The organism is Chimaeribacter sp. YP20170169, assembly GCF_056739715.1.
Genome location: NZ_CP176824.1, coordinates 1,619,452 through 1,643,129 on the forward strand (window position 1 = coordinate 1,619,452; position 23,678 = coordinate 1,643,129).

Consider the following 23,678-nt stretch of genomic DNA (forward strand, 5'->3'; position numbering starts at 1 on the left):
CACCCTTTATCATGCGGCCGGTGCAGGCGAGGCCGCCGGCAACAAGGATTTGAGATGTCCAATAACTTAATCAACACGGCCATGAGCGGGCTGGGCGCGGCGCAGGCTGCCCTCAACACCGCCAGCAACAACATCAGCAACGTCACCACCAGCGGCTACAACCGCCAGACCGCCACCATCTCGCAGAACAACGGCACCGCCACCGCGCAGGGGTACATCGGCAATGGCGTGACGGTCAGCGGCGTCAACCGCGAGTATAACCAGTTCATCGTCAACCAGCTGCGCGCGGCCTCGACCACCAACAGCGCGCTGACCGCCTACTACAACCAAGTGTCGCAGGTGGACGATCTGCTGTCAGACACCACCAACAGCCTCTCCACCTCCATGCAGACGCTGTTCAGCAACTTGCAGAGCATGGTCAGCAGCCCGGATGATGACGCGGCGCGCCAGACCGTGCTCGGCAGCGCCTCGGCGCTGGCCAACCAGTTCAAGAGCACCGACCAATATTTGCAGGATCTCGACAGCGGCGTGAACCAGCAGATCAAGGACAACGTCAGCCAAGTCAACAACTACGCCCAGCAGATCGCCAAGCTGAATGACCAGATCACCCGCGCGCGCGGTGCCAGCGGCACCGAGCCGAATGCGCTGCTCGACCAGCGTGACCAGTTGGTGAATGAGCTGAATGACGTGGTGGGAGTGAGCGTCACCCAGCAGGATGGCGACAGCCTGAATATCTCGGTGGCTGGTGGCCTGATGCTGGTGCAGGGCGGCAACGCCTACAGCCTCGAAGCGGTGCCCTCCAGCAGCGACCCGAGCCGCCTGACCCTCGGCTACACCCGTGGCGGCGTCACCAGCGAAGTGGCGGAGAGCCAGGTGACCACCGGCACCCTCGGCGGCCTGCTGACCTTCCGCACCGAGTCGCTGGACTCCGCGCGCAACCAGCTCGGCCAGTTGGCGGCGACGCTGGCAGACCAGTTCAATCAGGTGCATGAGCAAGGCTTTGACATTGAGGGTAACGCTGGCGGCAAGTTCTTCAGCATTGACGACCCGAGCGTGTTGGGCAACACCAAAAACAGCGGCAGCGCGGCGCTGAGCGCCAGCTACACCGACACCACCCAGTTGCAGGCCAGCGACTACACGCTGAAGTATGACGGCGCCAACTGGAAAGTGACCCGCGTGGCTGACGGCGCGTCCATCAGCGCCACCGCTGGCAGCGATGAGAGCGGCAACCCGACGCTGAACTTTGATGGCGTGGCCGTCAGCGTCAGCGGCCAAGCCGCCAGCGGTGACAGCTTCACGCTGAAGACCGTCAGCAACGCCGCCAGCTCCTTTAGCCTGGCTGTCAGCGACACCAGCAAAATCGCCGCCGCCTCCGAGTCAGACAGCGGCGTCAGCGACAACCGCAACGGCCAGAAGCTGCTCGACCTGCAAACCGCCAAGCTGGTGCAGGGCAAAACCACGCTGGCCGGGGCCTACGCCGGGCTGGTGAGCAGCGTCGGCAGCCAGACCAGCACCGCCGAGATGAACAGCACCACCCAAAGCAACATCGTGACCCAGCTGACCACCCAGCAGCAGTCCATCTCCGGCGTCAACCTCGACGAGGAGTATGGCGACCTGCAACGTTACCAGCAGTACTACCTGGCGAACGCGCAGGTGATCCAGACGGCATCCACTATCTTCAACGCGCTGATGGACATCCGCGGCTAACAGGAGCGACAAAATGCGTTTAAGCACCAGTATGCTGTACCAGCAATCGATGGGCGGCATCAGCAACAGTCAGGCCAAGTGGCAGGCCAGCGGCACCCAGCTCTCTACCGGGCTGCGCGTCAACAAGCCGTCGGATGACCCGATGGCCGCCTCGCAGGCGATCATGGTGAACCAGTCGGAGGCGCAGAACAGCCAGTATGCGCTGGCCCGCACCTTCGCCAACAACAGCCTGAGCCTTGAGGAGTCGATCCTCTCGAACGTCACCGCCTCGATCCAGAGCGCGCAATCGACCGTGGTCAACGCCGGCAACGGCACCATGAGCGATGATGACCGCGCCTCGCTCGCCACCGAGTTGCAGGGGCTGAAAGACCAGCTGCTCAACATGGTGAACAGCACCGACGGCACCGGCCACTACATCTTCGGCGGCTACAAGAGCGACAGCGCCCCCTTCGTCGTGGATGCCAACGGCAGCGTGAGCTATCAGGGCAGCGAGCAGGCGATTGAGCAGCGCGTGGATGCCAACCGCACCATGACCGTCAGCCATACCGGCAACCAGGTGTTTATGTCGGCCACGTCGAACGCCAAGAGCGAGGAGGATGGCTCAACGCAGAAAGATCTCTTCGCCACCCTCGACACCGCCATCAACGCGCTGACCAGCAGCGACGGCGACAGCGAGGCGCTGACCGCGGCGCTGGACGTCGCCAACCGTGGCCTGAGCAACTCGCTGAACAATGTGCTGTCGGTGCGCGCCGAGTTAGGCACCCAGATGAATGAGCTGGACACGCTGGACAGCATCGGCGACCAGCGCACTCTGACCAACTCCACCAAGTTGAGCAACTTGCAGGACACCGACTGGAACGCGGCCATCTCCAGCTACAGCATGCAGCAAGTGGCGTTGCAGGCGGCCTACAAGGCCTTCAGTGATATGCAGGGCATGTCGCTGTTCCAGCTGAACCAGTAGTTCCCTTACCTGTCCGCCTGGCGGCGGGCAGAGCCTTTTCAGGTCGGCTTAAACCGGGCCAGCCTGCGTTTGGCGCACCGCGACTCATCATCGCGGCGCGCCTTTTTTTCATCCCAATAGGGCCAGCAGCAGCGGGAACAGCAGCGGCGCAATCAGCGACGTAATGATGCCGCACAGCACCAGCGCCAGCGAACTGAACGCCCCCTCCTGGAAATCCATCTCCGCTGCCCGCGCCGTCCCCAGCGCGTGGGAGGCGGTGCCCATCGCCAGCCCGCGCGCCGCCTTGGTGCGGATGCCGAGCAGGTTGAACAGCAGGTGGCCGAACACCGCGCCGAGGATACCGACAAACACCACGCAGGCGGCGCTGATGGCCGGGATGCCGCCGATCGATTGGGAGATCGCCATCGCGATCGGCGTGGTGACCGATTTCGGCAGGATCGAAGCCGCCACCTGCGGTGACGCGCCCATCCACAGCGCGATCGCGGTGCCGGTGCAGATTGCCGTGACACTGCCGAGGAAACAGATGCTGATGATGGAACGCCAGCGCGCGCGGATCTGGTGCAGCTGCTCATAGAGCGGGAAGGCCAGCGCCACCACCGCCGGTTGCAGCAGGTCATTAAGCACCTTGCTGCCAGCAAAATAGCGCACGTAGGGGGTGTGGGTCAGCAGCAGCAGCGGGATGATCACCACCATTGAGACCAGCAGCGGGTTGAGCAGCGGCACCCGCCAGCGCGCCGCCAGCCGCCGCGCGGCAAAGAAGACCGCCAGCGTCAGCGGCAGCGACCACCACATCTCGTTCATGGCTTGCCCCCCGGCGTTTTTTGCCCCACCACGGGCCGCTCACGGTGCACATAGTGCGAGGAGTAGGCCACCACCAACATCACGATCACCGTGCTGACGAAGCAGGAGACCACCAGCGGCCCGAACTGGGCACGGATCTGGTCATAGTAGTTCATCACCCCGACGCCAATCGGCACGAACAGCAGCGCCATGTAGCGAATCAGCAGATGGCAGCCGGGCTTGACCCAGCGCGCTGGTAGAATCTGGAAGGAGAGCAGCAGGAACAGGATCAACATGCCGAGGATACTGCCGGGAATGGTGATTGGCAGCAGTGTCGCCAGACCATTGCCAGCCCACAGGCAGAGATAGATGGCGATGAAAGCGCGGACAAAATGCCAGCAGAGGATAAGGGAGTGACGCATAACGTTTTTCCTAAAAGTCTGATGCATTCATCATACAATTAAAAACAGAAATGGGCTATAGCTCACAGTGGGTGGGTGATCGTCGGCCCATCCACGCTAAGGGTAGTTGAAGATGGCGCGCAGGAATGCGGTGGGCAGGTTGCCAATCCGGCCCTTGCGCCGCCACAATAGAGGCATTGGCCCGTGACTGGATGAAGATGAGTACGTGAATATTCCCAATGAAAACCGCGTAATGACGGGACGCCCACCGGCCGCCGGGCTGGCGCGCACCGCCTCGCTGGTATCGCTGCTGGTGGCGCTGACGCTGGTGAGCATCAAGGTGTGGGCCTGGCTGGCGACCGGTTCGATGTCGCTGTTGACCTCGGCGGCCGACGGGCTGGTGGATGTGCTGGCGTCACTGGTGACGCTGGTCGGCGTGCGCTACGCCCTGCGGCCGGTGGACAAGGGGCACCGCTACGGCCACGGCAAGGCGGAGGCGGTGGCGGCCTTCATTCAGGCGCTGCTGCTGGCGGCGGCCGGGGTGGGGCTGGGCATTGAGTCGGCGGGCCGACTGATCAACCCGCAGCCGCTGGTGCAACTCGGGCTGGGGATCTGGGTGATTGTCGTCAGTTCGCTGGCCGCTGGTGGGCTGGTGGCGATGCAGAGCTACGTGGTGCGGCGCACCGGCTCTACCGCCATCGCCGCCGACCGGGCGCACTACATCACTGACGTGGCGGTCAACGTGGCGGTGCTGGTGGCGCTGCTGCTGGATCACCTATTTGGCTGGACGCGCGCCGACGCGCTGGGGGCGCTCGGCATCTCGCTCTACATGCTCTGGAACGCGCGCGGTATGGCCGCCGATGCGCTGAAACAGCTGCTCGACCGCGAGCTGGGCGCGGAGGATCGCCAGCGCATCCGCCGTGCCGTGCTGGCCTGCCCTGGCGTGCGGGGCATCCATGACCTGCGCACCCGCAACGGCGGCGACCGGGTGTTTGTGGAGTTCCATGTGGAAGTGGACGGCAGCCTGACGGTGGATGTCGGCCATGAGATTGGCGACCAGGCAGAGGAGGCGGTGCGCGGGCTGTTCTGCCGGGCAGATGTCACCGCCCACCTGGAGCCAGCTGGCATCCTCGATGAGCGGCTGGACGATCTGGTGCGTTGAATCAGGCGGTAGGGGCGTCCGGCGCCAATTAATAGTGCACCGCCAGCCACACGGTGGGGCCGTTGGCCTCTGTCCACTCGACGCGATGGCGGCAGTGGGCGGGGATATTGATAAAGTCGCCGGGGCGCAACTCACGTACCGGCTCCCCCTCAATCAGCAGCCCGGCCGCGCCCTGTAGCACCACCACCCACTCCCCCTGTGGCTGGCTGTACCAGAAGCCGGGTGGGCTGGCCTGCCCGGTGGAGACAATGCGCTCAATGCGCACATCGGGGCGCGCCAGCAGCTCCTCAAAGGTCTCCTCCTCGGCGCGCACCGCTGCCGGTGGAAAGTCGCGGAATAGATTGTTCATGCCTTCTCCTTGCCGGGCCGCCCGGCTGTGTGGCATTCCCTCAGCAAGGCAATGAGGATTGAGTTGAGCGATAAATGAGCAATGCCACCGGCGGCTCTGGCTCTCACTAACACTGATACCGCTGAGGGTTAACCATGACAATAAAAAAATGCCGTAAATGCAGTGCCACTCTCCCCGAGGAGGCCAAGTTTTGCCCCCAGTGCGGTCTCAAAGATCCCGCGCCACGCGCCTCCTCCTCAGGAGGGTTAATGATTATCGTGATCATTATCGGGGCAATAGCCATTGCCGTGCGTGTTGTTCAAGATAGTGAGCCAGCTAACGCTGTGTCTGTGCCAAGCCAAATGTTGCAGATCACGGCCAAACGCACGCCAGCCGTTGACCTGCCACCGGCGGATACCGGTGCCTTCAAACCCCAACACATTTGCAAAGCGGCCATCGCCAGCATCATGCAACGCAAAGTGAAGGGGATCAAAGCCACCAAACCCAACGCGCAGGGCGTGGTCTACCTCAGTTATCAACGCCCACAGGATGGCGAACGCTTTGCCTATCAATGCAAGCTCTCCAGCGATTATGTGGTGTGGTCAGAGAAGGGGGTGCAGTCAGATCGCTGGCTGGGCAGTGGGGAGATGGATTCCGTGGTGATGTTTACCGTCAATGGCAACTCGCTGAAGATCTCGGAACTCTATGTGGATAGCACCATTGAGCACACCTTTACATTGGGTGAGCTGTAAACGGGGGGCTGGCCCGCCCTCCGTGGCGGGCCACTCACTCAATAGCGCCAGAAATTGCGTGAGAACAGCACGATAACCGGGAAGATCTCCAGACGCCCCAACAGCATCGCCAGACACATCAGCCACTTGGCACCGTCGTTCAGTGAGCCAAAGCCGGTGGCGGTGGCACCGTAGCCGAGGCCCATGTTGTTGATGCAGGCGGCGACGGTAGCGAAGGCGGTCAGCATGTCATAGCCCATGCTGTTCAAAATCCAGGTCAGCACCACGGTGAAGAAGATGTAGAGGCTGAAAAAGCCCCAAATGGACTTCACGATGCGGTAGTCAATCGGGCTGCTGCCCATCTTGATGGTCTTGATCTGGTTCGGCCGCAGGATCTGGTGAATCTCCCCCTTGCACTGCTGGTAGAGCACATAGATGCGGAAGATCTTGATGCCGCCACAGGTGGAGCCGATGCAGCCGCCAAAGAAGCTGGAGATCATCAGCAGCATGATCACGTGCTGTGGCCAGGTGCCGTAGTTGCTGGGCGACAGGCCGTTGTCGGTCATGACCGAGGAGGCCATAAAGAAGCCGTGCACCAGCGCCTCCTTCAGCGGGAAGTGGTTGACGCGGTAAAGCTCAAAGCAGGTGATGCCAATCACCACCCCGGCCAGGCCGATAAAGAAACGGAACTCCGGGTTACGCAGGATCACCATCACGCTGCGCTTCTTCAGCGCAAAGAAGTAGAGGGTAAAGCTGACAGCAGAGAGCAGCGAGAAGATGCCAGCCACCACCTCCGCGCCGTCGTTGTTGAAGTAGCCCAGACTGTCGCCACGGGTGGAGTAGCCGCCCAGTGACACCGTGGAGATGCCGTGGCAGAGCGCGTCAAACCAGGTCATGCCGACCAGCCGATAGGAGAGGGTGCAGAGCACGCCAAGCATCAGGTAGACAAACCACAGGTTCTTCGCGCCATCCGCCAGCCGCGGCGTGACGCGCTCCTCTTTCATCGGCCCCGGCATCTCGGACTGGTACATCTTCAGCCCCCCGACGCCCAGCAGCGGCAGGATGGCGATGGCCAAAATAATGACCCCGAGGCCGCCCAAAAAGTTGAGCTGCGCGCGGAAGTAGAGGATCGAGCGCGGCAGCGCGTCAATGTTGTTCAGCACCGACCCGCCGGTGGTGGTGATGCCCGATACCCCCTCGAATACCGCATCCACCAGCCGGATGTGCATATCCTCGTTCAGCAGCAGCGGCAAGCCACTGATCAGTGAGAAGATCACCCACAGCAACAGGATCAGCAGGAAGCCGTTCTTGCGGTCAAGGTTGTGCCGCGGGCTGCGGCGGGAGATGAACGAGCCAATCAGGCCCACGCCCAGACAGAGCACCAGGGTGTAGAGAAACGCAAAGATCTCGGCGCGCTCTTTGAAATAGAGGGCAAAGAGCAGCGGGATGGTGAGCGTAAGCCCGTAAAGAAGGATCAAGTAACTGCATAAATGAATGATGACCTTCGCCTGTGATGTGTTGACCATTTACTCTCTCATCTGTCTGACTTTTCGCAGGAAAGGATACCTGTTGCGCCGTAAAAAAGATGTAAAAAATAGGAAACAGCGCGCCCGCTGCACAGTGCAGCGGCAGGTTGATTACAGCGTAGCCTGCTTTTGCCCGCCGTGTGCCTGCAAGGCGCACCCTACAAGGAATGTCAGCAAACGTAAAGCCACCGCCGCGCCGTGGTGATCATCTACCCTTAACACAAACCTTAACATGGAGATCACACAATGCCCCTGCCGCGTCTGCCCGCCCTGTTACTGAGTTGTGTCCTGTTACCCGCCTTTGCTGCCCCGGCCATCGCTGCCCCCCAAGTGACGGTCTTGCAGGAGGGACTGGTGCACCCCTGGTCACTGGCCTTCCTGCCGGGCGATCGGGGCATGTTGATCACCGAGCGCGACGGCAACCTGCGCCACTGGCAAGCCGGTAAGGGGCTGTCTGACCCGATTCCCGGCGTGCCCAAGGTGTGGGCCAACGGGCAGGGGGGCCTGCTGGAGGTACTGCCCGCCCCGGACTTCGCCACCAGCCGCCGTGTCTACCTCAGTTATGCCGAGCAGGGCAGCGGCGAGGAGAGCGACAAGGCCGGCACCGCGCTGGGCTACGGCCAGCTCTCTGCGGACTTCAGCCGACTGGAGGGGTTCAAACGCATCTTCCAGCAACAGCCCAAACTCTCCGTCGGCAACCACTTCGGCGGCAAGCTGGCCTTTGACCGTCAGGGCAACCTGTTCATGGCGCTGGGCGAGAACAACCAGCGGCCGACCGCCCAATCGCTATCATTGTTGCAGGGCAAAATCGTGCGCCTGACGGCCGACGGGCAGCCGGTGGCGGACAACCCCTTTGTCAACCGCAGCGGCGCGCGGCCAGAGATCTGGTCATACGGCCACCGCAACCCGCAGGGGCTGGCGCTCAACCCCTGGAGCGGGGTGATGTGGGAGAATGAGCACGGTCCGCGCGGTGGGGATGAGGTGAACATCCCGCTGGCTGGCAAAAACTATGGCTGGCCGCTGGCGACGCACGGCATCAACTACTCAGGGCTGGCGATCCCTGAGGCCAAGGGCGAGACTGCCGCTGGCACCGAGCCGCCGCTCTACCACTGGAAAAAATCGCCGGGCATCAGCGGCATGGCCTTCTATGACGCCGATCGCTTCCCAGCCTGGCGCCACTCGCTGTTTATCGGCGCGCTGGCGCAGGAGGAGCTGATCCGCCTGACACTCGACGGCGACAAAGTGGTGGATGAGGAGCGGCTGCTCAGCCAGCGCAAAGAGCGTATCCGTGAGGTGCGGGTGGGGCCGGATGGCTATCTCTATTTGCTGACTGATGCGGAGAACGGGAAATTGCTGCGTGTCGGCGCGGAATAAAGAAACCGGGCATCATGGATGCCCGGTTTTTCCTGGTGTTGTTTTTCCGCCGCATGCAGGGAGGGTAGCGGAAATAAAGGGCAATGAGCACATTCGTAGTAATAAATTGGTATTGGTTATTGGTTTATTCAGACTAATTTAACGCTATTATTAGGAACGCAATTGCGGGTAGACCAGCAATTGCCAACGCACGGGCACAGAGCCGTAATGCTCCCGGTGCCCAATCTCTGGCAAGCACTGCCCGCTGCCCACGGCCACCTCATCACCGCAGGAGGTGCAGCGGTAGATGCCGGGATAAACTACCCGGTCACCGGGGTCATAAATCATATCAAATGCCGTCACGCGCGATTGTCGAAGGAAATGATCGTATTTATATAATGCCATCACGTGCCCCCTGGGTGAACGGAAAATAAGGGTGAAGCCCGATGTGCTGCCGGGAGTATAATAAATAAAACGTGAGGTGGAGTGTGATCGTTATAACGCTATCACGCAATAAAAATAGAGAGAAGTTTAATTTAATAATACAGGGAAATTGTTATTTTCCCACGCGGAATTAATGCAATTTATTGGGATGAATAACCATTCATCCCTATTTATGCGAAAAGTGTATCCGCCCTACAAATAGGGGGGAAATGCAGGGAAGGGGGGCAGGGCTAATCCCTCGGGCAGGGCTAATTTATCGGGCAAGACAATGTGCGTGGCACAGAGGAACCGCTACCGGGGCGATAATCACCCCGGCAATGGTTAAGCCAGCGTCAACCGGGGCACGGCATCAGGCTGCCGCGCCTCGGGTGGTCTGGGCAACCTTGTTGGCCCAGAGGTCAGCGACCCACTTCACCCCCTTGGAGGTGAACATCGCCTGTGAGAAGGCGTGGCGGTTCTCGCCGGTGCCGGTATGCATCTCGAACCGGCCTGCGTCAATGTGCTGCTGGTAGGGCGTCAACGCGCCGGCCAGACGGTACATGATCTGGCGCTCCAGCAGGAACTGGCGGAAGTCCGTCTCTTTTACCTTCAGCAATTTGCACACTTGACGGAAGCCGAGCGTGCCCTCAACGGTGACATACCGGTCAAAGAAGTCTGCCTTCGGGGCGATGAGGGCTATTTGCTTTTCCATCGCCTGACGGCGCTCAAACTCCTCCGCCCAGGCACGGGCCGCCACCGCCGGATTGGTAAAGTCCGGCAGATCGTGGGTCAACTCGCGCTCCTGCCAGCGATCCAGCACCACGGCAGTAAAAGCGGGCGACAGGCGCGCCACCACCATCAGGGAGTCGCGTTTGTTCAACAGATACTCCTGGTGGGTCTCCCCATCGCGCTCGTAATCAGCGGCGCGCAACGGCTGCGACAGGCGCTGGGCCGACTCCAGGCTCTTAATCAGGCGCTTGACCTCGCCATGCGAGGTTCCGGTCACATCAGCCAGTTCACGGCTGCTCATTGAGACCGTTTGATGAAGGGCTTCAAAACCCGCTGCGGATATCATCATCACTTTCACCACTCAATGTCAGGATGCTCTATCTCCCCTCGAAAGGAGTTCAATAAATATACAGCATACCTGTGGATATATCCAGTGTTTTATGCAGTCAACTAACAGTGCGAAAAATAAACGAATTTCGCGCAGGCCGCGTGTGGCAAGGCGTGGCGGCAAACGAAGCGGCAATGGCCACCGTGGCTGGCCCCGGTTCGGCGCGACTGGCATAAGGTGTGCATAAGCTGGGTGCACATTTCATTACAACATACTTAAAACGGAGTGCTGGGCTTACCTTAGGCCAATGGGAAAATGGGAGAGCGCGTTGGCCTATTAGCGGAAAATGGGCGAATTGAAAGCGAGAGGGTAATGGACACCGAGGCAACCAAAGCCGCTTCAACGACGCGGTTTTGCGGGGAGAACGGCCCATCCGTGGGCCGGGAAAGTCAGCGCGGCAGGCGTTGGGTGCTCATCAGCGCCACGGCACTCAGCACACTGACCGCCATCAGGTGGTAGATCGGAGCCAGTAGTGTAGCTTCAACGACGCGGCTTTGCGGGGAGAACGGCCCATCCGTGGGCCGGGAGAGTCAGCGCGGCAGGCGTTGGGCGCTCATCAGCGCCACGGCACTCAGCACACTGACCGCCATCAGATGGTAGATCGGAGCCAGTGGTGTAGCTTCAACGACGCGGCTTTGCGGGGAGAACGGCCCATCCGTGGGCCGGGAGAGTTAGCGCGGCAGGCGTTGGGCGCTCATCAGCGCCACGGCACTCAGCACACTGACCGCCATCAGGTGGTAGATCGGAGCCAGTGGTGTAGCTTCAACGACGCGGCTTTGCGGAGAGAACGGCCCATCCGTGGGCCGGGAGAGTCAGCGCGGCAGGCGTTGGGCGCTCATCAGCGCCACGGCACTCAGCACACTGACCGCCATCAGGTAGTAGCTCGGGGCCAGTGGTGTACCGGTGGCGCTGATCAGCAGCGTACAGAGGAAGGGCGCGAAGCCGCCAAACACCGTCACCGCCACGTTATAGCTGATCGCCATGCCGCTGGCGCGGGTGGAGACCGGGAACAGATCCGCCATCAGCGACGGCACCGCCGCGAAGTAGATGGACTTCAGCAGCGCCATCCAGCCCACCAGAAGGCAGAGCGACAGCGCCGACAGGAAGTGCGTCATCAGCCAGAAGCTGGGGAAGATGGTTACCAGCAGCAGCAACAGCGCGCCCCACATCAACGGCTGGCGGCCCACGCGCTCGGCCCACAGCCCCATCAGCGGCGTCACCACCGTCAGGATCACCCCGGCGATCAGCGTGGCGCTGAAGGCCACCTCGCCCGGCAGGTGCAAGGTTTTGGTGGCATAGGTCGGTACATAGTTCAGCATGTAGTTAACCGCGGTGGAGACCACCATCAGGCCAATGGCGGTGAAGAAGCGCCCCTTCTGCTCACGCGCCAGCGTCTTCACCGGCGAGTCACAGCGCGGTGCCTCGGCGGTGGCGGTCGGCTCATGGATATGGCGGCGGATGTAGAGCCCCACCGGGCCAATCAGCAGGCCGAAGGCGAACGGAATGCGCCAGCCCCATGCCTGCATCTGCGGTTCGGTCAGGCAGGCCGCCAGCCCAAGGCCAAACATCGAGGCCAGCAGGGTGCTCGCGCCCTGCGTGGCGAACTGCCAACTGGCAATAAAGGCGCGCCGCTCCGGGAAGTGCTCGACCAGAAACGCCGTCGAACTGCCAAACTCACCGCCAGCGGAGAAGCCCTGAATCAGGCGCGCCACTAGCACCAGCAGCGGCGCGGCCAGCCCGATGCTCGCATAGCTCGGCATCACCACGATAATCAGCCCGCCCAGCATCATCAGGCTCATGGAGAGCAGCAGCGACGCCTTGCGGCCTGCGCGGTCGGCATAGGCCCCCAGCACCACCGCCCCCAGCGGGCGGATCAGGAAGGAGACGCCGAAGCTGCCGAACGCCAGCAGCAGCGACACCGAAGGATCGGCGGTCGGGAAGAAGGCGTGGGCAATGTAGGCGGCGAAAAAGCCATACACCGCGATGTCAAACCACTCCAGCGCGTTGCCGATGCAGGTGGCGAACAGGGTTTTGTAGAGGCTGGGGCGCGTGGCCGTCAGGGTCAGGGTACTCATGGCGTCATCTCCCCGGTGGCAGCGGCGGTCTGGCGCAGCGGGTGGTCAGGCTCGCCCAGCGCCCACAGTAGCTCCGTCATGATCGCCAGCCCCTCGCGCGCCACCGGCTTGAGCATGTGCTCATCGGCGGCGTGCTGGCCGCAGGCCGGGTAGGAGTGGGGGAGCCAGAGGGTCGGCAGGCCAAGGATGTCGGCAAACACATCGTTGGGCAGCGAGCCGCCAAGGTTGGGCAGCAGCGCCGGTTTTTTGCCGCTGGCGCGCGCCATCACTCCCAGCGCCCAGCCCACCAGCGGATCGTCCGGGTCGAGGCGGGTGGCTGGCGTGCCGCGGATCACCTCCACCTCCACATCCGGGAAGCCAGCGGCGTCGAGGTGCTGGCGCAGGTGGTCAGCCAGTGCCGTCCAGTCTGTGCCGACCACAAAGCGCAGCTGGCAGGTGGCGCTGGCCTGCGGCGGGATGGCATTCATCGGTTGCTGCGGATTGCCGGCCAAAAAGCTCAGCACCTCCAGCGTGTTCCAGCCAAACAGGCGCTCGGCGGGTGTCAGCCCCGGCTCGCCCCAGTTGGCGTCAATCTCCGGGTCGCCCGGCTGGCCACCGGCCTCCAGCTCGCCAAGGATGGCGCGCAGCGCCGGGGTGAGGGCCGGTGGCTTCAGCGCCGCCACCTGCAACGCGCCATGTGCATCCACCAGCGCCGCCAGCGCGTTCGCCAGCCGGGTGGCCGGGTTGCTCAATACGCCGCCCCAGTTGCCGGAGTGGTAGGCACGCGGGCGGGCATGGATGCTCAGGCGGAAGTTGACGCAGCCGCGTGAGCCGAGGAACAGCGTCGGGCGCGCCGCGCTCATGCGCGGGCCATCGGCGGCGATGAACAGATCAGCCGCCAGCGCCTCACGTTCGCGGCGGCAAATCTCCGCCAGCCCCGGTGAACTGATCTCCTCACCCATCTCAAACAGCCACTTGCAGTTAAAGCCAAGCCGGCCCCCGCGCGCGGCGTAGACCTGCTCCAGCGCCGCCAGATTGACGCTGTGCTGCCCCTTGTTGTCGGCAGAGCCGCGCCCATACCAGCGGTCTTCCTCCTCAACCAGTGCCCACGGGGTGAGGCCGCTGCGCCAGCTCTCCGCCTCGCCGTTCACCACGTCGCCGTGGCCGTAGCAGAGCAGCGTCGGCAGCGCCGGGTCTTCAATGCGGCTGGCGATCAGGAAGGGGGGCTGGTCGGCCTGTGGGTTCTCCACCTGTTGCAGATCAAAGCCCAGAGCGGCCAGCGCCGGGCCGATCTCCTCGCTCAGGTAGCGCGTCAGGTGGGGGGATTGCGGGTCGCGTTGGCTCTCGGTGACGCAGGCCACGCGGCGCGCCAGGGTGTCACGGAAGGCGCCACTGTCAAACCAGGCCAGCGCCTGAGCCACTGCATGTTGTGCTGTCATAAAATTTCCCTGTCGTGATTATTATTTTCCTCTCCATCTAAGCCAATCGACAGGGTTGCCACAATAATAATAATTGCAAGCGAGCATTGCTTTGAATATAAAGCTCGGGTGCCCAATTGTGAGGCATGCATCATTATGGGGCAGCCTTATGCACAGCACCGAGATCCGCTACTTTCTGGCGGTGGCCGATACCGGCTCACTCACCGCCGCCAGCCAGCAACTGTTTGTCGCTGTCTCAGCCATCAGCCGCCAGATCCAGCGGCTCGAGGCACGGGTTGGCGCGTCGCTGTTTGAGCGCCATGCGCGCGGCATGGTGCTGAACGATGCAGGGCAAATTCTGGAGAACCATGTGCGCCGCAGTATGCGCGATATGGAGTACGCGGTGGCGGAGATTCAGGGATTGCGGGCAGTGCGGCGTACCCTGATCCGGGTCGCCTGTACCGATGGCATGGCCTTCGACCTGCTGCCCACGCTGCTGACCCGCTTCCGGGCGCAGAACCCGGCCGTCTCTTTCCACTTGCAGGCGGGATCGGCGATGGAGGTGGCGGAGATGCTGCGGCGCGGCGAGGCCGAGGTGGCGCTGCAACTTAGTTTGGCACCGGAGCGCGGTGTGGAGGTGATCAGCACGCAACCCGCGCCAGTGCTGCTGCTGATGCGCCCTGATCACCCACTGGCCGAGGGGCCGGTGGATCTGGCTGGCCTGCATACCTATCCGCTGGCCCTGCCGGAGCCGGGCACCACCATCCGCCAGCTGTTCGATCTCTCCTGCCGGATGAGCGGCACCTTTCTGGAGCCGGCCTTCAGCTGCAACAACTTCTCCGGCCTCTACCACTTCGTGTTGCACACGCCACAGGCGCTCACCCTATGCAGCCACTTCACGCTGCTGTTCCGCGCCCGTCAGGATGGGATGCGGCTACGCAACCTCAACATCAGCCAGCTCAGCCAGCGTACTCTACAGCTCCAGACGCCAGCCGGGCTGCGGCCCTCGGCGGCGCTGAAGCTGTTGCTGGCCTTTTTGCAGGAGGAGATTGAGCGGGAGGGCAACGCCCTCTGGCGCGACGTTGGCCTCGCCTAGCGCTGCCAGGCGCGCACCTGCCAGCCGCTGCGGCTCGCCAGCGCGTGCAGGTCGGGCGCCGGGTTGATCACGCTGGCATGGTCAACGCGCTCCAGCAGCAGGCGATCCTGAATGGAGTCGCTGTAGCCGTGCAGCGCGCGGAACGGCTCGCCGCGCCAGTTTGCCAGCCACGCCTCCGCCCGTTCGGCGTGGGTGAGCAGGGTATCCTCTGGATCTGGCGCGCCGGTGTAGCGATCGTCGGCGATCTCCGCTTGCGGCGCGAGGGCATGGTGCGCGCCGAGCATCAGGGCGATGGGGCCAAGCAGGGCGTGGCTACAGGCGGAGAAGATGATCAGCGTGTCGCCGCGCTCGCGGTGCCACTGTAACTGGCGGCGGGCGGCCGGGTAGAGACGCGGCAAAATGTCGCGGCGGGTGAAGCGATCGACCCAGCCAGCCACAGTGCGGCAGCTAAAGCCGGTGAGCGTCGCCATCGTCAGCAGCCGGTACTCCTCACGCGTCAGCTCGCCACGGCGCGCCTGCTCCAGCAGCACCGGCTGGCGGCGCACCAGCTCTGGCGGGGCAAAGCCCTGCGACACCAGCCAGCGCAGCCACAGGGCGGCGCTATCTTCACACATCAACGTCTCGTCAAGGTCGAACAGGGCTAAATCCATGGCGTACCTCCGGGTCAGCGTGGGCTTCTGACAGCGTAGACGCCACCGGGCGTGGCGTCAGGGAGGCTCAGGCTAAATCAGAAAAGTGACACGCTGACGACAGGTGCCGCCGTTACCCCTGCCCGTGCCAGCGGTTCCAGCCCTGGATCAGCAGCCAGGCCGCCGCCGTCCAGCAGGCCACGCCAGCCAGCAGCGCCAACGGCAGCCGCAGCACGCCGAGCAGGAAGTAGAGCGAGATCAGGTAGACCAGATAGGGGATCACCGCCCAGATGCCAAACAGGATGGTGGTGCGCAACGCCTCAAGGGAGCGCTCGGTGCCCACAATGTAGTGGGCAATCAGCGCAAAGGTCGGGAACAGCGGCACCAGCCCGGCAATGTAGTAATTCTTGGTCTTCGACAACAGGCCGATCAGCACCACCACCAGCGCGCCGATCGCCGCCTTAATCAGCAATCCCATAACCCATTCATCCTGAAAGAAAAGAGGCCACACCATGCCTGAGCGCCGCGCCGGGGTCAATCCATCCGGCGGGTCAGCGCGATAAGCGCGGGGAAATTTTGCTTAAGAAGTGCCAGGTGGGCAAAAACTTTACATATTGAAGGTTTATCAGCGGGTAAAAAAAATGCTAGGTTTGCATGTTATGTCGCAACAAGCTGATTGAAAGCGCGCATTTTCAATTATCTGAATGGAAACGCTGATAAGCCGATGAACAACGCCTCCGTATTTTCACCCCGTCTTCTGGCTGGCGCCGGCGTGCTGCTGCTGGCTACCGCCGCGCAGGCCGCCGACGCGCCCACCGCCCCGCAGATCAACGCCCGTGCTTTTGTGCTGATGGACTACAGCAGCGGCAAGATTCTGGCCCAATCCAACCCCGATGCCCGCCTCGATCCGGCCAGCCTGACCAAAATCATGGCCAGCTACGTGGTGGGCCAGTCCATCAAGGCGAAAAAGATCACGCCGGATGACATGGTGACCGTCGGCAAAGATGCGTGGGCCACTGGCAACCCCGTGCTGCGCGGCTCCTCGCTGATGTTCCTCAAACCCGGCGACCGCGTGCCGGTGTCGGAGCTGAACAAGGGGATCGTCATCCAGTCCGGCAATGACGCCAGCATCGCGTTGGCGGACTACGTGGCTGGCAGCCAGGACGCCTTTGTCCGCCTGATGAACACCTACGCACAGGCGCTGGGGTTGCAGAACACCCACTTCCTGACGGTGCATGGGCTGGACGCGGAGGGGCAGTACAGCACCGCCCGCGACATGGCGGTGATGACGCAGGCGCTGATCCGCGACACGCCGGATGAGTACGCGCTGCACAAGGAGAAGGAGTTCACCTTCAACCGCATCCGCCAGGTGAACCGCAACCGCCTGCTGTGGAGCACCAACCTGAACGTCGATGGCGTCAAGACCGGCTACACCTCCGGCGCTGGCTACAATCTGGTCTCCTCCGCCAGCGACAACGGGATGCGGCTTATCTCGGTGGTGCTGGGCGCGCCAAGCGACAACGTGCGCTTCAATGAGAGCCAGACGCTGCTCACCTGGGGCTTCCGTTTCTTTGAGACCGCGACGCCGATCAAGGCGGGCGCGCCCTTTGTCAGCCAGCGTGTCTGGTTTGGCGATCGCAATGAGGTGCCGCTCGGCGTGGCGCAGGATGCGGCCATCACCATTCCGCGCGGCGAGATGAAGAACCTGAAGGCCAGCTTCACCCTCAGCCAGCCGCAGTTGCAGGCCCCGCTGGCGAAGAATCAGGCGGTCGGCACCATCAACTTTGAGCTGAATGGCAAGGTGGTGGAGCAGCGGCCGCTGGTGGCGCTTGAAGAGGTGAAAGAGGGCGGGTTCATCAGCCGGTTGTGGGATCGCATCATGATGCAGCTTTCGAGCTGGTTTGGTGGCTGGTTCGGCGACAAGTCCTGAGCCGGAGCCATAAAAAAAGAGCGCCGCGGCGCTCTTTTTTGTGCGTCTCGCCCTACAGGCTGTAGAGGATGGCGGAGATGGAGATCAGGCCTACCAGCACCACAAAGACGTTGCTGGCCGCGCCGCTGTATTTGCGCATCGCTGGCACTTTACGGATGGCGTACATCGGCATCAGGAACAGCAGTACCGCGATCACCGGGCCGCCCAGCGTCTCGATCATGCCGAGGATGCTCGGGTTGTACGTCGCCACCAGCCAGGTGGTCACCAGCATGAAGCCCGCGGTGATGCGGTTCAACTTGCTCACCGGCAGGCTCTTGCCACGGCTGCGCAGTGCCTTGGTCATCATGCCGTTCAGGCCCTCACGCGCACCCAGATAGTGGCCGAGGAACGACTTGGTGATGGCAACAAAGGCAATGAACGGCGCCAGGTAGGCGATCATCGGGTTGTTAAAGTGGTTCGCCAGATAGGAGAGGATGGAGATGTTCTGCTCCTTGGCAGCCATCAGGTCAGCCGGGGACAGGCTCAGCACGCAGCTGAAGACAAAGAACATCACCGTCACCACCATCATCAGGTGGCTGCGCGCCAGAATCGAGGCACATTTGCGCTCGGCGTCCACGCCATACTCTTCACGCTTGGCCACGGCAAAGGCAGAGATAATGGGCGAATGGTTGAAGGCAAACACCATCACCGGCAGCGCCAGCCACAGCGTCATCAGCAGGCCCTTGCCGCCCGCGGACGCAGAGACGTTGACGTTCTCGAACAGCGCGGTGCTCCAGTTGGGGATCAGGTAGAGGGCCAGCAGCATCAGGATGGCGACAAACGGGAACACCAGGATGCTCATGGTTTTCACGATCAGCGCCTCACCGAAGCGGACGATGGTCATCAGGCCGACAATCAGGATCAGCGCCAGCAGCGCGCGCGGCGGGGCATTCAGGTGCATCTGGTGGATGATGAAGCTCTCCACCGTGTTGGTGATCGCCACGCTGTAGACCAGCAGGATCGGGTAGATGGCGAAGAAGTAGAGCAGGGTGATCAGCTTGCCCGCGCCAGTGCCGAAGTGCTCTTCCACCACTTCCGTGATGTCCTCACCAGGATTTTTACCGGAGAGCACAAAGCGGCAGAGGCCACGGTGGGCGAAGTAGGTCATCGGGAAGGCCAGCAGCGCCATGATGACCAGTGGGATCAGGCCGCCAACGCCAGCATTGATCGGAAGGAACAGCACGCCCGCGCCGATGGCGGTGCCATACAGCCCCAGCATCCACATGGTGTCGCTTTTGCGCCAGCCCAGCCCAGAGCCGGCTGGCGCGGTGAGTGTACCCGTTTGTGTAGTGTCCATAGTGCCTCCGCGTGAACACGTTGAGAGAAAATGCCGGTGGGCCGGCATCAGCCTGCCTGAACAGGCTGGTTAAAAAATATTCTTTTGTTGAAGTGCCATCTTAACGTTTTTTGTTTTGCATCATGCCGGGGTTGCGTGAATTGCACAAGTCCCTGAACGGCAATGCGATATTTTGTCCTGCAACCTTCTCCGCCCGTGGCAGCGGCGCGCGCCACAATAGCGATCCGTGGTGAAAACATCCGTGATCGCCTTCGCAAATGCACAATAAGATTATGAGTAACGGCAGGCAGCCAATATCTCACCGCTTGATGGCTTTTTAGCCAGCGGAATCTGCTGGAGTAGACGGGGCAGCAGCATAACCAACAACGCAAACGTTTGCTATCCCCCGCCAGAGGGAATTCGCGCTATTTGACGCGATTTTAACCAGTCTGGCGGGGGAAAGGGCGGCGGGAGGGGGGAGCCTTAGCTCAGTAGGGTGATGCGGTGCTCCTTGAGGTAGCGGGCGCAGGCTGGCTCGGGCGGGCGGTTGGTGATCACGGTATCAAATAGCGTCAAATCGCCGACGCGCGCCGGTTTCACCTTGCCAAATTTGGTGTGATCCACTACCAGAATGCGCTGGCCTGCCCCGGCGAGGGCACGGTGCTTCATCTCAATCTCTTCAAAGTTATAACAGCTGACGCCCTGCTCCAGATGGATGCCCGCCGCCGAGATAAAGGCCTTGGTGGGGCAGATGTTCTCCATCAGGTTGCGCCCCGCCAGCGGGGTAAAGATGTAGCTGTCCGGGCGGAATTCCCCGCCGCACAGCACCACTTTGCACAGCGGTTTGTCCTGCAACGCCAGAAAGGTATTCAGCGAATAGCAGACCGCGGTGAAGGGCAGCGCCTCATCAATGGCGTCAATAATATAGGGGATGGTGGTGCCACAGTCGAAAAACACGGTGTCATCGGCGGCGATGCACTGCGCCGCCAGCCGGCCGACGTGGCGCTTCTCCTCTACCTGCTTACCCTGCTGGTCGGAGACAAAGTAGCTGGTGACACTACTGGCCTTCGGATCAATGACCACATAACCGCCCAGCAGCACCACGCTGGAGGGTTGGGCGCTCAGGTCGCGCCGGATGGTCATTTCCGAGACCCCGAGTAGCGCGGCGGCCTCTTTCAGGTGAATTTTGTCTGACCGTTTCAATGCCTGAACCAGCCGTTGGATGCGTTCTTCGCGTCGAGTTTCCATTCCTGACCTCGTTCTCTGTACAGGGTGTCCATACTAACGTGATAACGGCAGGCGGAAAATCAGAAAAGGCCCGCGCCGGGGCCTTTTGTTCAATCAGTGGCGTGTCCAGCCCTTGCGGATCGGGATGGCGAAGCTGAAGCGGTAGAGGCGCTCCAGCCGTGGCGCAATGGCCGAACCAAACAGATTCCACACCAGCTGGGAGAAGAGGCAGCCAACGCCGCCGGCCAGCAGGCCGCCCACCATGTCCAGCGGCCAGTGCACGCCGAGGTAGATCCGCGACCAGGCGATGGCGCAGGCCACAACCATCAACACCGCGCCAGACCAGGGGCGGTGCCAGCTCAGGAAGGCCAATGCAAAGGTGAAGATCACGGTGCCGTGGTTGCTGGGGAAGGAGTCATCGGGCGCATGTGGCAGGAAGTGATAGCCAAAGCCCTCAACAAAGGGGCGCGCGTGCGGGTAGAGCAGGGAGACGCTGGTGGTGGCGGCCATCGCGAAGCAGACAGCGATAAAGGTCTTACAGGCCAGCTCACGCTGGTGGGTGATGCTCTCATGCCGCCCCCATAGCCACAATCCGGCGATCAGCAGCGGCACAATCGCGATCAGGTCACGCGCCACAAAGGTCGCCAGCCGCACCAGCCACAGCGGCGAGTCGGGGGTGGCATTTATCCAGCTAAACAGTTGGTGGTTCAGTTGTTCCATCAATTCTCCCTCATATCACGGCAGCACATCACAGCGCGCTATCCAAAAGAGGCACACATTAGGGGCGCGCCTGTGGCGAGTAAAGGGGGAAAATCCTAATGGGGGAGCACGTTTAGGGTTGATTTAAGCAATAAAAATCCGCCGGTTGCGGCCCGGCCTGCCACCGTGGGGCGGTGAGGGAAAAGGTAGGCAGGTAATGTGGCGAAACGATCGCCAAGAAAAAACCCGGTAGTCTTGAACCTGGAAACAGGCGGGACTATCGGGCTCTCCAAAGTGGGGACATCAAAGAAAAGCAGTGGCACTGAATAAGACTGCGCCGCCCAGGGAAAGTTCGGGCGGCGCGGCGCTTTTTCGATAAAATTATTGCAATTTTTTATATGGCTGATTGATCAAGGGATTACAGCCCCGGCCAGATCACCACGATCAGCGTACCGGCCAGCGTCAGCAGCACGTTGGCGATGGCGTAGGTGCCCGCATAGCCGAGCGCCGGGATGTTGCTGCGGGCGGTGTCGCTGATGATTTCCATCGCCGGGGCGCAGGTGCGTGCGCCCATCAGCGCGCCGAACAGCAGGGCGCGGTTCATCTTCAGCACAAAGGCACCGAACATAAAGCAGATCACCACCGGCACCAGACTCACCACCAGCCCAGCCAGCAGCATCTGGCCGCCAATCGCGCCCAGCCCCTGGGTGATGCTGCTGCCGGCGCTCAGGCCGACGCCCGCCATAAACACCATCAGGCCAAACTCTTTCACCATGTTCAGCGCCCCCTGCGGGATATAGCCGAAAGTGGGGTGGTTGGCGCGCAGGAAGCCCAGCAGAATGCCCGCGAACAGCAACCCGGCCGCGTTACCGATGCCAAAAGAGAAGTTGTGGAACTGGAAGGTGATCATCCCGACCATCAGGCCGATGATGAAGAAGGCGCAGAAGGCCAGCAGATCCGTCACCTGGCTGTGAACGGAGATAAAGCCAACGCGATCCGCCACGCTCTTCACCCGGCGCGCGTCACCGCTCACCTGCAACACATCACCCTTGTTAAGCACCGTGCTGTCGTCAATCGGCATTTCAATCTGGCTGCGGATCACCCGGTTCAGGAAGCAGCCGTGGTCGGTCAGTTTGATCTGGCTCAGGCGCTTGCCGACGGCGTTATTGTTCTTCACCACGATCTCTTCGGTGACGATGCGCATGTCCAGCAGGTCGCGGTCAAAGACCTCTTTGCCGTTGCGGAAGCTCGGGTCAAGGCGCGCATGGGCATCCGGGTAGCCCACCAGCGCAATCTCATCGCCCACCTGCAATACCGCGTCGCCATCCGGCGTCGCCAGAATGCCGTTGCGGCGGATGCGTTCAATGTAGCAGCCGGTCTGGCGGTAGATGCCCAGCTCGCGCAGGTTCTTGCCATCCGCCCAGGCCACCAGCTCCTGGCCGACGCGGTAGGCGCGGATCACCGGCAGGTAGACCTTGCGCTGGCTGTCGGCGTCCAGCCCGCGCTCGCGCGCGATTTGCTGGGCGCTGGTGGGCAGATCCTGATGTTGCAGCTTTGGTAGGTAGCGCGCGCCGAAGATCAGGCTCACCAGCCCAATCAGGTAGGTGAGGGCGTAGCCAAGGCTGAGGTTGTTTTGCGCGGCAGTAAGCAGCTCACCGTTGCCGAGGGTGTTGCGCAGCGTATCGCCCGCGCCCACCAGCACCGGGGTGGAGGTCATCGCGCCAGCCAGCATCCCGGCGGTCAGGCCGATGTCCCAGCCAAACAGCTTGCCGAGGCCAAGGGCGATCAGCATCGCGCTGGTGACCATCACCAGCGCCAGCATCAGGTAATTTTTGCCGTCGCGAAAAAAGATCGAGAAAAAGTTAGGCCCGGCTTCCACGCCGACACAGAAAATAAACAACATGAAGCCCAGGCTCAGCGCCTCGGTATTGATCGCGAAGTGCTGCTGGCCAAGGATCAGGGAAACCACTAATACGCCAATGGAATTTCCCAGCTGAATGGAACCAAGCCGCAGCTTACCCAGACAGAGTCCGAGCGCTAAAACAACGAACAGTAACAGGACGTAATTCCCGTTTAACAAATTAGAGACGTTTATGTTCACGTGGGTTAACTTATTGTTTAACAACAAATTCTTGATATGAGAGGGTTAACGATATAAATTCAGCAGCATTATATTTGAAGCGGACAGCAAAATCGCCAGGGGATCGAACTCCTCTATCACAACGCGATGATGCGCGACAGTGTAGCCCCAAGCCCGCCCTTCAGCCAGATAAAAACCGGTAAAAACCGGATGTAAACATGTTTTATGTTGTTGGCGCAGCACGTCTTTCATCGCAAGGAAGCAGGATCTGATGTTCCCCCGGCTAGCATGGCCCGGCGGGCGTTTTCCCCTCTATAAAGGAAGCAAGATGGCCTATATCCAGTCGAGATTCGGTTCACTCCTCTGCGGCGCACTGTTTTTGGCCGTGTTTGTCGCACTGAAGACCGAGACGGTCAGCGTGCGTCACTTCGCGCCCGGCCCGGAGTATGGCCTGCTGCTGTTCGCCATTCCCGGTTTCATCACCGCCTGGCTCATCGAGCACCGCTGCCTGACCGCCGCCCTCTATGGCGGGCTGCTGGCGATGCCTTTCTGCTACCTGATCCGCGTGCTGTTCTTCGTGCGGGTGCGCACCCTGCCACAGGAGCTGGCCTATGCCGCCAGCTCTATCTTCTGGTGCGTGCTGGGGGCGCTGCTGTTTCTGCTGGCGCAGCACTTTGTCAGAACCCTGCGCGCCACCAGACGGCGGACATAAAAAAAGGCGCTCCATGAGCGCCTTTTTTG

At 61.7% G+C, this 23,678-nt stretch carries 23 protein-coding genes and 1 pseudogene; 9 read left to right on the plus strand and 15 right to left on the minus strand.

Features of this window, described 5'->3' with window-relative positions:
• Nucleotides 1-54 precede the first annotated feature (54 nt).
• Complete coding sequence (gene flgK / locus ACK3SD_RS07155) at nt 55-1,707, plus strand: flagellar hook-associated protein FlgK (protein ID WP_481127267.1); 1,653 nt, start codon at nt 55-57, stop codon at nt 1,705-1,707.
• 13 nt (nt 1,708-1,720) lie between these two features.
• A complete protein-coding gene (gene flgL / locus ACK3SD_RS07160) occupies nt 1,721-2,668 on the plus strand; it encodes a flagellar hook-associated protein FlgL (RefSeq protein WP_481127268.1) in 948 nt (315 codons plus the stop codon).
• Between the two features lie 108 nt (nt 2,669-2,776).
• Here flgL and ACK3SD_RS07165 read toward each other — a convergent pair whose 3' ends face one another.
• Both ACK3SD_RS07165 and ACK3SD_RS07170 read right to left on the minus strand, forming a co-directional pair.
• Complete coding sequence (locus ACK3SD_RS07165; RefSeq protein WP_481127269.1) at nt 2,777-3,469, minus strand: CidB/LrgB family autolysis modulator; 693 nt, start codon at nt 3,467-3,469, stop codon at nt 2,777-2,779.
• Nucleotides 3,466-3,870 carry a CidA/LrgA family protein gene (locus ACK3SD_RS07170; RefSeq protein WP_481127270.1) on the minus strand — a complete coding sequence of 135 codons (405 nt, stop codon included), beginning with the start codon at nt 3,868-3,870 and terminating at the stop codon, nt 3,466-3,468. The genes ACK3SD_RS07165 and ACK3SD_RS07170 overlap by 4 nt, the downstream gene beginning before the upstream one ends.
• A gap of 232 nt (nt 3,871-4,102) precedes the next feature.
• Between ACK3SD_RS07170 and ACK3SD_RS07175 the strand changes: the two genes are divergently transcribed.
• Nucleotides 4,103-5,011 (plus strand): cation diffusion facilitator family transporter, encoded by a 909-nt coding sequence (locus tag ACK3SD_RS07175; protein ID WP_481127271.1) that lies wholly within the window; start codon nt 4,103-4,105, stop codon nt 5,009-5,011.
• 28 nt (nt 5,012-5,039) lie between these two features.
• Here ACK3SD_RS07175 and ACK3SD_RS07180 read toward each other — a convergent pair whose 3' ends face one another.
• Complete coding sequence (locus tag ACK3SD_RS07180) at nt 5,040-5,360, minus strand: cupin domain-containing protein (RefSeq protein WP_481127272.1); 321 nt, start codon at nt 5,358-5,360, stop codon at nt 5,040-5,042.
• A gap of 134 nt (nt 5,361-5,494) precedes the next feature.
• Between ACK3SD_RS07180 and ACK3SD_RS07185 the strand changes: the two are divergent.
• Both ACK3SD_RS07185 and ACK3SD_RS07190 read left to right on the plus strand, forming a co-directional pair.
• Nucleotides 5,495-5,539: pseudogene (locus tag ACK3SD_RS07185) on the plus strand (hypothetical protein); the annotation flags it as partial.
• Between the two features lie 69 nt (nt 5,540-5,608).
• Nucleotides 5,609-6,091, plus strand: coding sequence for a hypothetical protein (locus ACK3SD_RS07190; protein ID WP_481127602.1), 483 nt, complete (start codon nt 5,609-5,611; stop codon nt 6,089-6,091).
• Nucleotides 6,092-6,129: 38 nt separating this feature from the next.
• Here ACK3SD_RS07190 and ACK3SD_RS07195 read toward each other — a convergent pair whose 3' ends face one another.
• Complete coding sequence (locus tag ACK3SD_RS07195; protein WP_481127273.1) at nt 6,130-7,596, minus strand: TrkH family potassium uptake protein; 1,467 nt, start codon at nt 7,594-7,596, stop codon at nt 6,130-6,132.
• Nucleotides 7,597-7,842: 246 nt separating this feature from the next.
• Here ACK3SD_RS07195 and ACK3SD_RS07200 point away from each other — a divergent pair, with 246 nt between their 5' ends.
• Entirely contained in the window at nt 7,843-8,970 is a 1,128-nt protein-coding gene (locus ACK3SD_RS07200; RefSeq protein ID WP_481127274.1) for a PQQ-dependent sugar dehydrogenase, read from the plus strand.
• A 150-nt stretch (nt 8,971-9,120) separates the two neighbouring features.
• On the opposite strand, the gene ACK3SD_RS07205 is transcribed toward ACK3SD_RS07200, so the two are convergent.
• The 4 genes from ACK3SD_RS07205 to ACK3SD_RS07220 form a co-directional block, all read right to left on the minus strand.
• Complete coding sequence (locus tag ACK3SD_RS07205; RefSeq protein WP_481127275.1) at nt 9,121-9,354, minus strand: protein L; 234 nt, start codon at nt 9,352-9,354, stop codon at nt 9,121-9,123.
• A gap of 388 nt (nt 9,355-9,742) precedes the next feature.
• Nucleotides 9,743-10,450, minus strand: coding sequence for a phage antirepressor KilAC domain-containing protein (locus ACK3SD_RS07210; RefSeq protein ID WP_137762905.1), 708 nt, complete (start codon nt 10,448-10,450; stop codon nt 9,743-9,745).
• 851 nt (nt 10,451-11,301) lie between these two features.
• Nucleotides 11,302-12,564 carry an MFS transporter gene (locus ACK3SD_RS07215; RefSeq protein WP_481127276.1) on the minus strand — a complete coding sequence of 421 codons (1,263 nt, stop codon included), beginning with the start codon at nt 12,562-12,564 and terminating at the stop codon, nt 11,302-11,304.
• Nucleotides 12,561-13,982 carry a M20 family metallopeptidase gene (locus ACK3SD_RS07220; protein ID WP_481127277.1) on the minus strand — a complete coding sequence of 474 codons (1,422 nt, stop codon included), beginning with the start codon at nt 13,980-13,982 and terminating at the stop codon, nt 12,561-12,563. The genes ACK3SD_RS07215 and ACK3SD_RS07220 overlap by 4 nt, the downstream gene beginning before the upstream one ends.
• Nucleotides 13,983-14,130: 148 nt before the next feature.
• On the opposite strand from ACK3SD_RS07220, the gene ACK3SD_RS07225 reads away from it, so the two are divergent.
• Entirely contained in the window at nt 14,131-15,057 is a 927-nt protein-coding gene (locus ACK3SD_RS07225; RefSeq protein WP_481127278.1) for a LysR family transcriptional regulator, read from the plus strand.
• Here ACK3SD_RS07225 and ACK3SD_RS07230 read toward each other — a convergent pair.
• Nucleotides 15,054-15,707: an HAD family hydrolase gene (locus ACK3SD_RS07230; RefSeq protein WP_481127279.1), complete on the minus strand. Its 654-nt coding sequence runs from the start codon at nt 15,705-15,707 to the stop codon at nt 15,054-15,056. The genes ACK3SD_RS07225 and ACK3SD_RS07230 overlap by 4 nt on opposite strands.
• 112 nt (nt 15,708-15,819) lie before the next feature.
• The gene (locus ACK3SD_RS07235; protein WP_137762910.1) at nt 15,820-16,164 is read right to left on the minus strand and encodes a GlpM family protein; all 345 of its coding nucleotides are present in this window, start codon (nt 16,162-16,164) and stop codon (nt 15,820-15,822) included.
• A 246-nt stretch (nt 16,165-16,410) separates the two neighbouring features.
• Between ACK3SD_RS07235 and ACK3SD_RS07240 the strand changes: the two genes are divergently transcribed.
• Nucleotides 16,411-17,616 carry a serine hydrolase gene (locus ACK3SD_RS07240; protein ID WP_481127280.1) on the plus strand — a complete coding sequence of 402 codons (1,206 nt, stop codon included), beginning with the start codon at nt 16,411-16,413 and terminating at the stop codon, nt 17,614-17,616.
• 52 nt (nt 17,617-17,668) lie between these two features.
• Here the strand turns inward: ACK3SD_RS07240 and ACK3SD_RS07245 are convergent, their stop codons facing one another.
• The 5 genes from ACK3SD_RS07245 to ACK3SD_RS07265 form a co-directional block, all read right to left on the minus strand.
• A complete protein-coding gene (locus ACK3SD_RS07245) occupies nt 17,669-18,952 on the minus strand; it encodes an HAAAP family serine/threonine permease (protein ID WP_481127281.1) in 1,284 nt (427 codons plus the stop codon).
• 462 nt (nt 18,953-19,414) lie between these two features.
• Entirely contained in the window at nt 19,415-20,179 is a 765-nt protein-coding gene (gene deoR, locus ACK3SD_RS07250; protein WP_481127282.1) for a DNA-binding transcriptional repressor DeoR, read from the minus strand.
• Between the two features lie 93 nt (nt 20,180-20,272).
• Nucleotides 20,273-20,878, minus strand: coding sequence for an undecaprenyl-diphosphate phosphatase (ybjG, locus tag ACK3SD_RS07255; RefSeq protein WP_481127283.1), 606 nt, complete (start codon nt 20,876-20,878; stop codon nt 20,273-20,275).
• Between the two features lie 397 nt (nt 20,879-21,275).
• Nucleotides 21,276-22,958, minus strand: coding sequence for an aspartate:alanine antiporter (locus ACK3SD_RS07260; RefSeq protein WP_137762915.1), 1,683 nt, complete (start codon nt 22,956-22,958; stop codon nt 21,276-21,278).
• A gap of 45 nt (nt 22,959-23,003) precedes the next feature.
• Nucleotides 23,004-23,189 (minus strand): hypothetical protein, encoded by a 186-nt coding sequence (locus ACK3SD_RS07265; RefSeq protein ID WP_137762916.1) that lies wholly within the window; start codon nt 23,187-23,189, stop codon nt 23,004-23,006.
• Nucleotides 23,190-23,265: 76 nt separating this feature from the next.
• Between ACK3SD_RS07265 and ybjM the strand changes: the two genes are divergently transcribed.
• Nucleotides 23,266-23,649, plus strand: a complete 384-nt coding sequence (gene ybjM / locus ACK3SD_RS07270; protein WP_481127284.1) for an inner membrane protein YbjM — start codon at nt 23,266-23,268, stop codon at nt 23,647-23,649.
• Nucleotides 23,650-23,678: the final 29 nt, after the last annotated feature.

Excerpts from the sequence above, each read along its gene's own strand:
- ACK3SD_RS07245 (WP_481127281.1), bottom strand. The coding sequence starts at position 18,952 with ATGGACACTACACAAACGGGTACACTCACCGCGCCAGCCGGCTCTGGG.
- ACK3SD_RS07230 (WP_481127279.1), bottom strand. The coding sequence starts at position 15,707 with ATGGATTTAGCCCTGTTCGACCTTGACGAGACGTTGATGTGTGAAGAT.
- ACK3SD_RS07180 (WP_481127272.1), bottom strand. The coding sequence starts at position 5,360 with ATGAACAATCTATTCCGCGACTTTCCACCGGCAGCGGTGCGCGCCGAG.
- ACK3SD_RS07175 (WP_481127271.1), top strand. The coding sequence starts at position 4,103 with ATGACGGGACGCCCACCGGCCGCCGGGCTGGCGCGCACCGCCTCGCTG.
- ACK3SD_RS07210 (WP_137762905.1), bottom strand. The coding sequence starts at position 10,450 with ATGATGATATCCGCAGCGGGTTTTGAAGCCCTTCATCAAACGGTCTCA.
- ACK3SD_RS07205 (WP_481127275.1), bottom strand. The coding sequence starts at position 9,354 with ATGGCATTATATAAATACGATCATTTCCTTCGACAATCGCGCGTGACG.
- ACK3SD_RS07200 (WP_481127274.1), top strand. The coding sequence starts at position 7,843 with ATGCCCCTGCCGCGTCTGCCCGCCCTGTTACTGAGTTGTGTCCTGTTA.
- ACK3SD_RS07235 (WP_137762910.1), bottom strand. The coding sequence starts at position 16,164 with ATGGGATTGCTGATTAAGGCGGCGATCGGCGCGCTGGTGGTGGTGCTG.
- ybjM (WP_481127284.1), top strand. The coding sequence starts at position 23,266 with ATGGCCTATATCCAGTCGAGATTCGGTTCACTCCTCTGCGGCGCACTG.
- ACK3SD_RS07225 (WP_481127278.1), top strand. The coding sequence starts at position 14,131 with ATGCACAGCACCGAGATCCGCTACTTTCTGGCGGTGGCCGATACCGGC.
- ACK3SD_RS07195 (WP_481127273.1), bottom strand. The coding sequence starts at position 7,596 with ATGGTCAACACATCACAGGCGAAGGTCATCATTCATTTATGCAGTTAC.
- deoR (WP_481127282.1), bottom strand. The coding sequence starts at position 20,179 with ATGGAAACTCGACGCGAAGAACGCATCCAACGGCTGGTTCAGGCATTG.
- ACK3SD_RS07240 (WP_481127280.1), top strand. The coding sequence starts at position 16,411 with ATGAACAACGCCTCCGTATTTTCACCCCGTCTTCTGGCTGGCGCCGGC.
- flgK (WP_481127267.1), top strand. The coding sequence starts at position 55 with ATGTCCAATAACTTAATCAACACGGCCATGAGCGGGCTGGGCGCGGCG.
- ACK3SD_RS07190 (WP_481127602.1), top strand. The coding sequence starts at position 5,609 with ATGATTATCGTGATCATTATCGGGGCAATAGCCATTGCCGTGCGTGTT.
- ACK3SD_RS07220 (WP_481127277.1), bottom strand. The coding sequence starts at position 13,982 with ATGACAGCACAACATGCAGTGGCTCAGGCGCTGGCCTGGTTTGACAGT.
- ACK3SD_RS07170 (WP_481127270.1), bottom strand. The coding sequence starts at position 3,870 with ATGCGTCACTCCCTTATCCTCTGCTGGCATTTTGTCCGCGCTTTCATC.
- ACK3SD_RS07215 (WP_481127276.1), bottom strand. The coding sequence starts at position 12,564 with ATGAGTACCCTGACCCTGACGGCCACGCGCCCCAGCCTCTACAAAACC.
- flgL (WP_481127268.1), top strand. The coding sequence starts at position 1,721 with ATGCGTTTAAGCACCAGTATGCTGTACCAGCAATCGATGGGCGGCATC.
- ACK3SD_RS07165 (WP_481127269.1), bottom strand. The coding sequence starts at position 3,469 with ATGAACGAGATGTGGTGGTCGCTGCCGCTGACGCTGGCGGTCTTCTTT.
- ACK3SD_RS07265 (WP_137762916.1), bottom strand. The coding sequence starts at position 23,189 with ATGAAAGACGTGCTGCGCCAACAACATAAAACATGTTTACATCCGGTT.
- ybjG (WP_481127283.1), bottom strand. The coding sequence starts at position 20,878 with ATGGAACAACTGAACCACCAACTGTTTAGCTGGATAAATGCCACCCCC.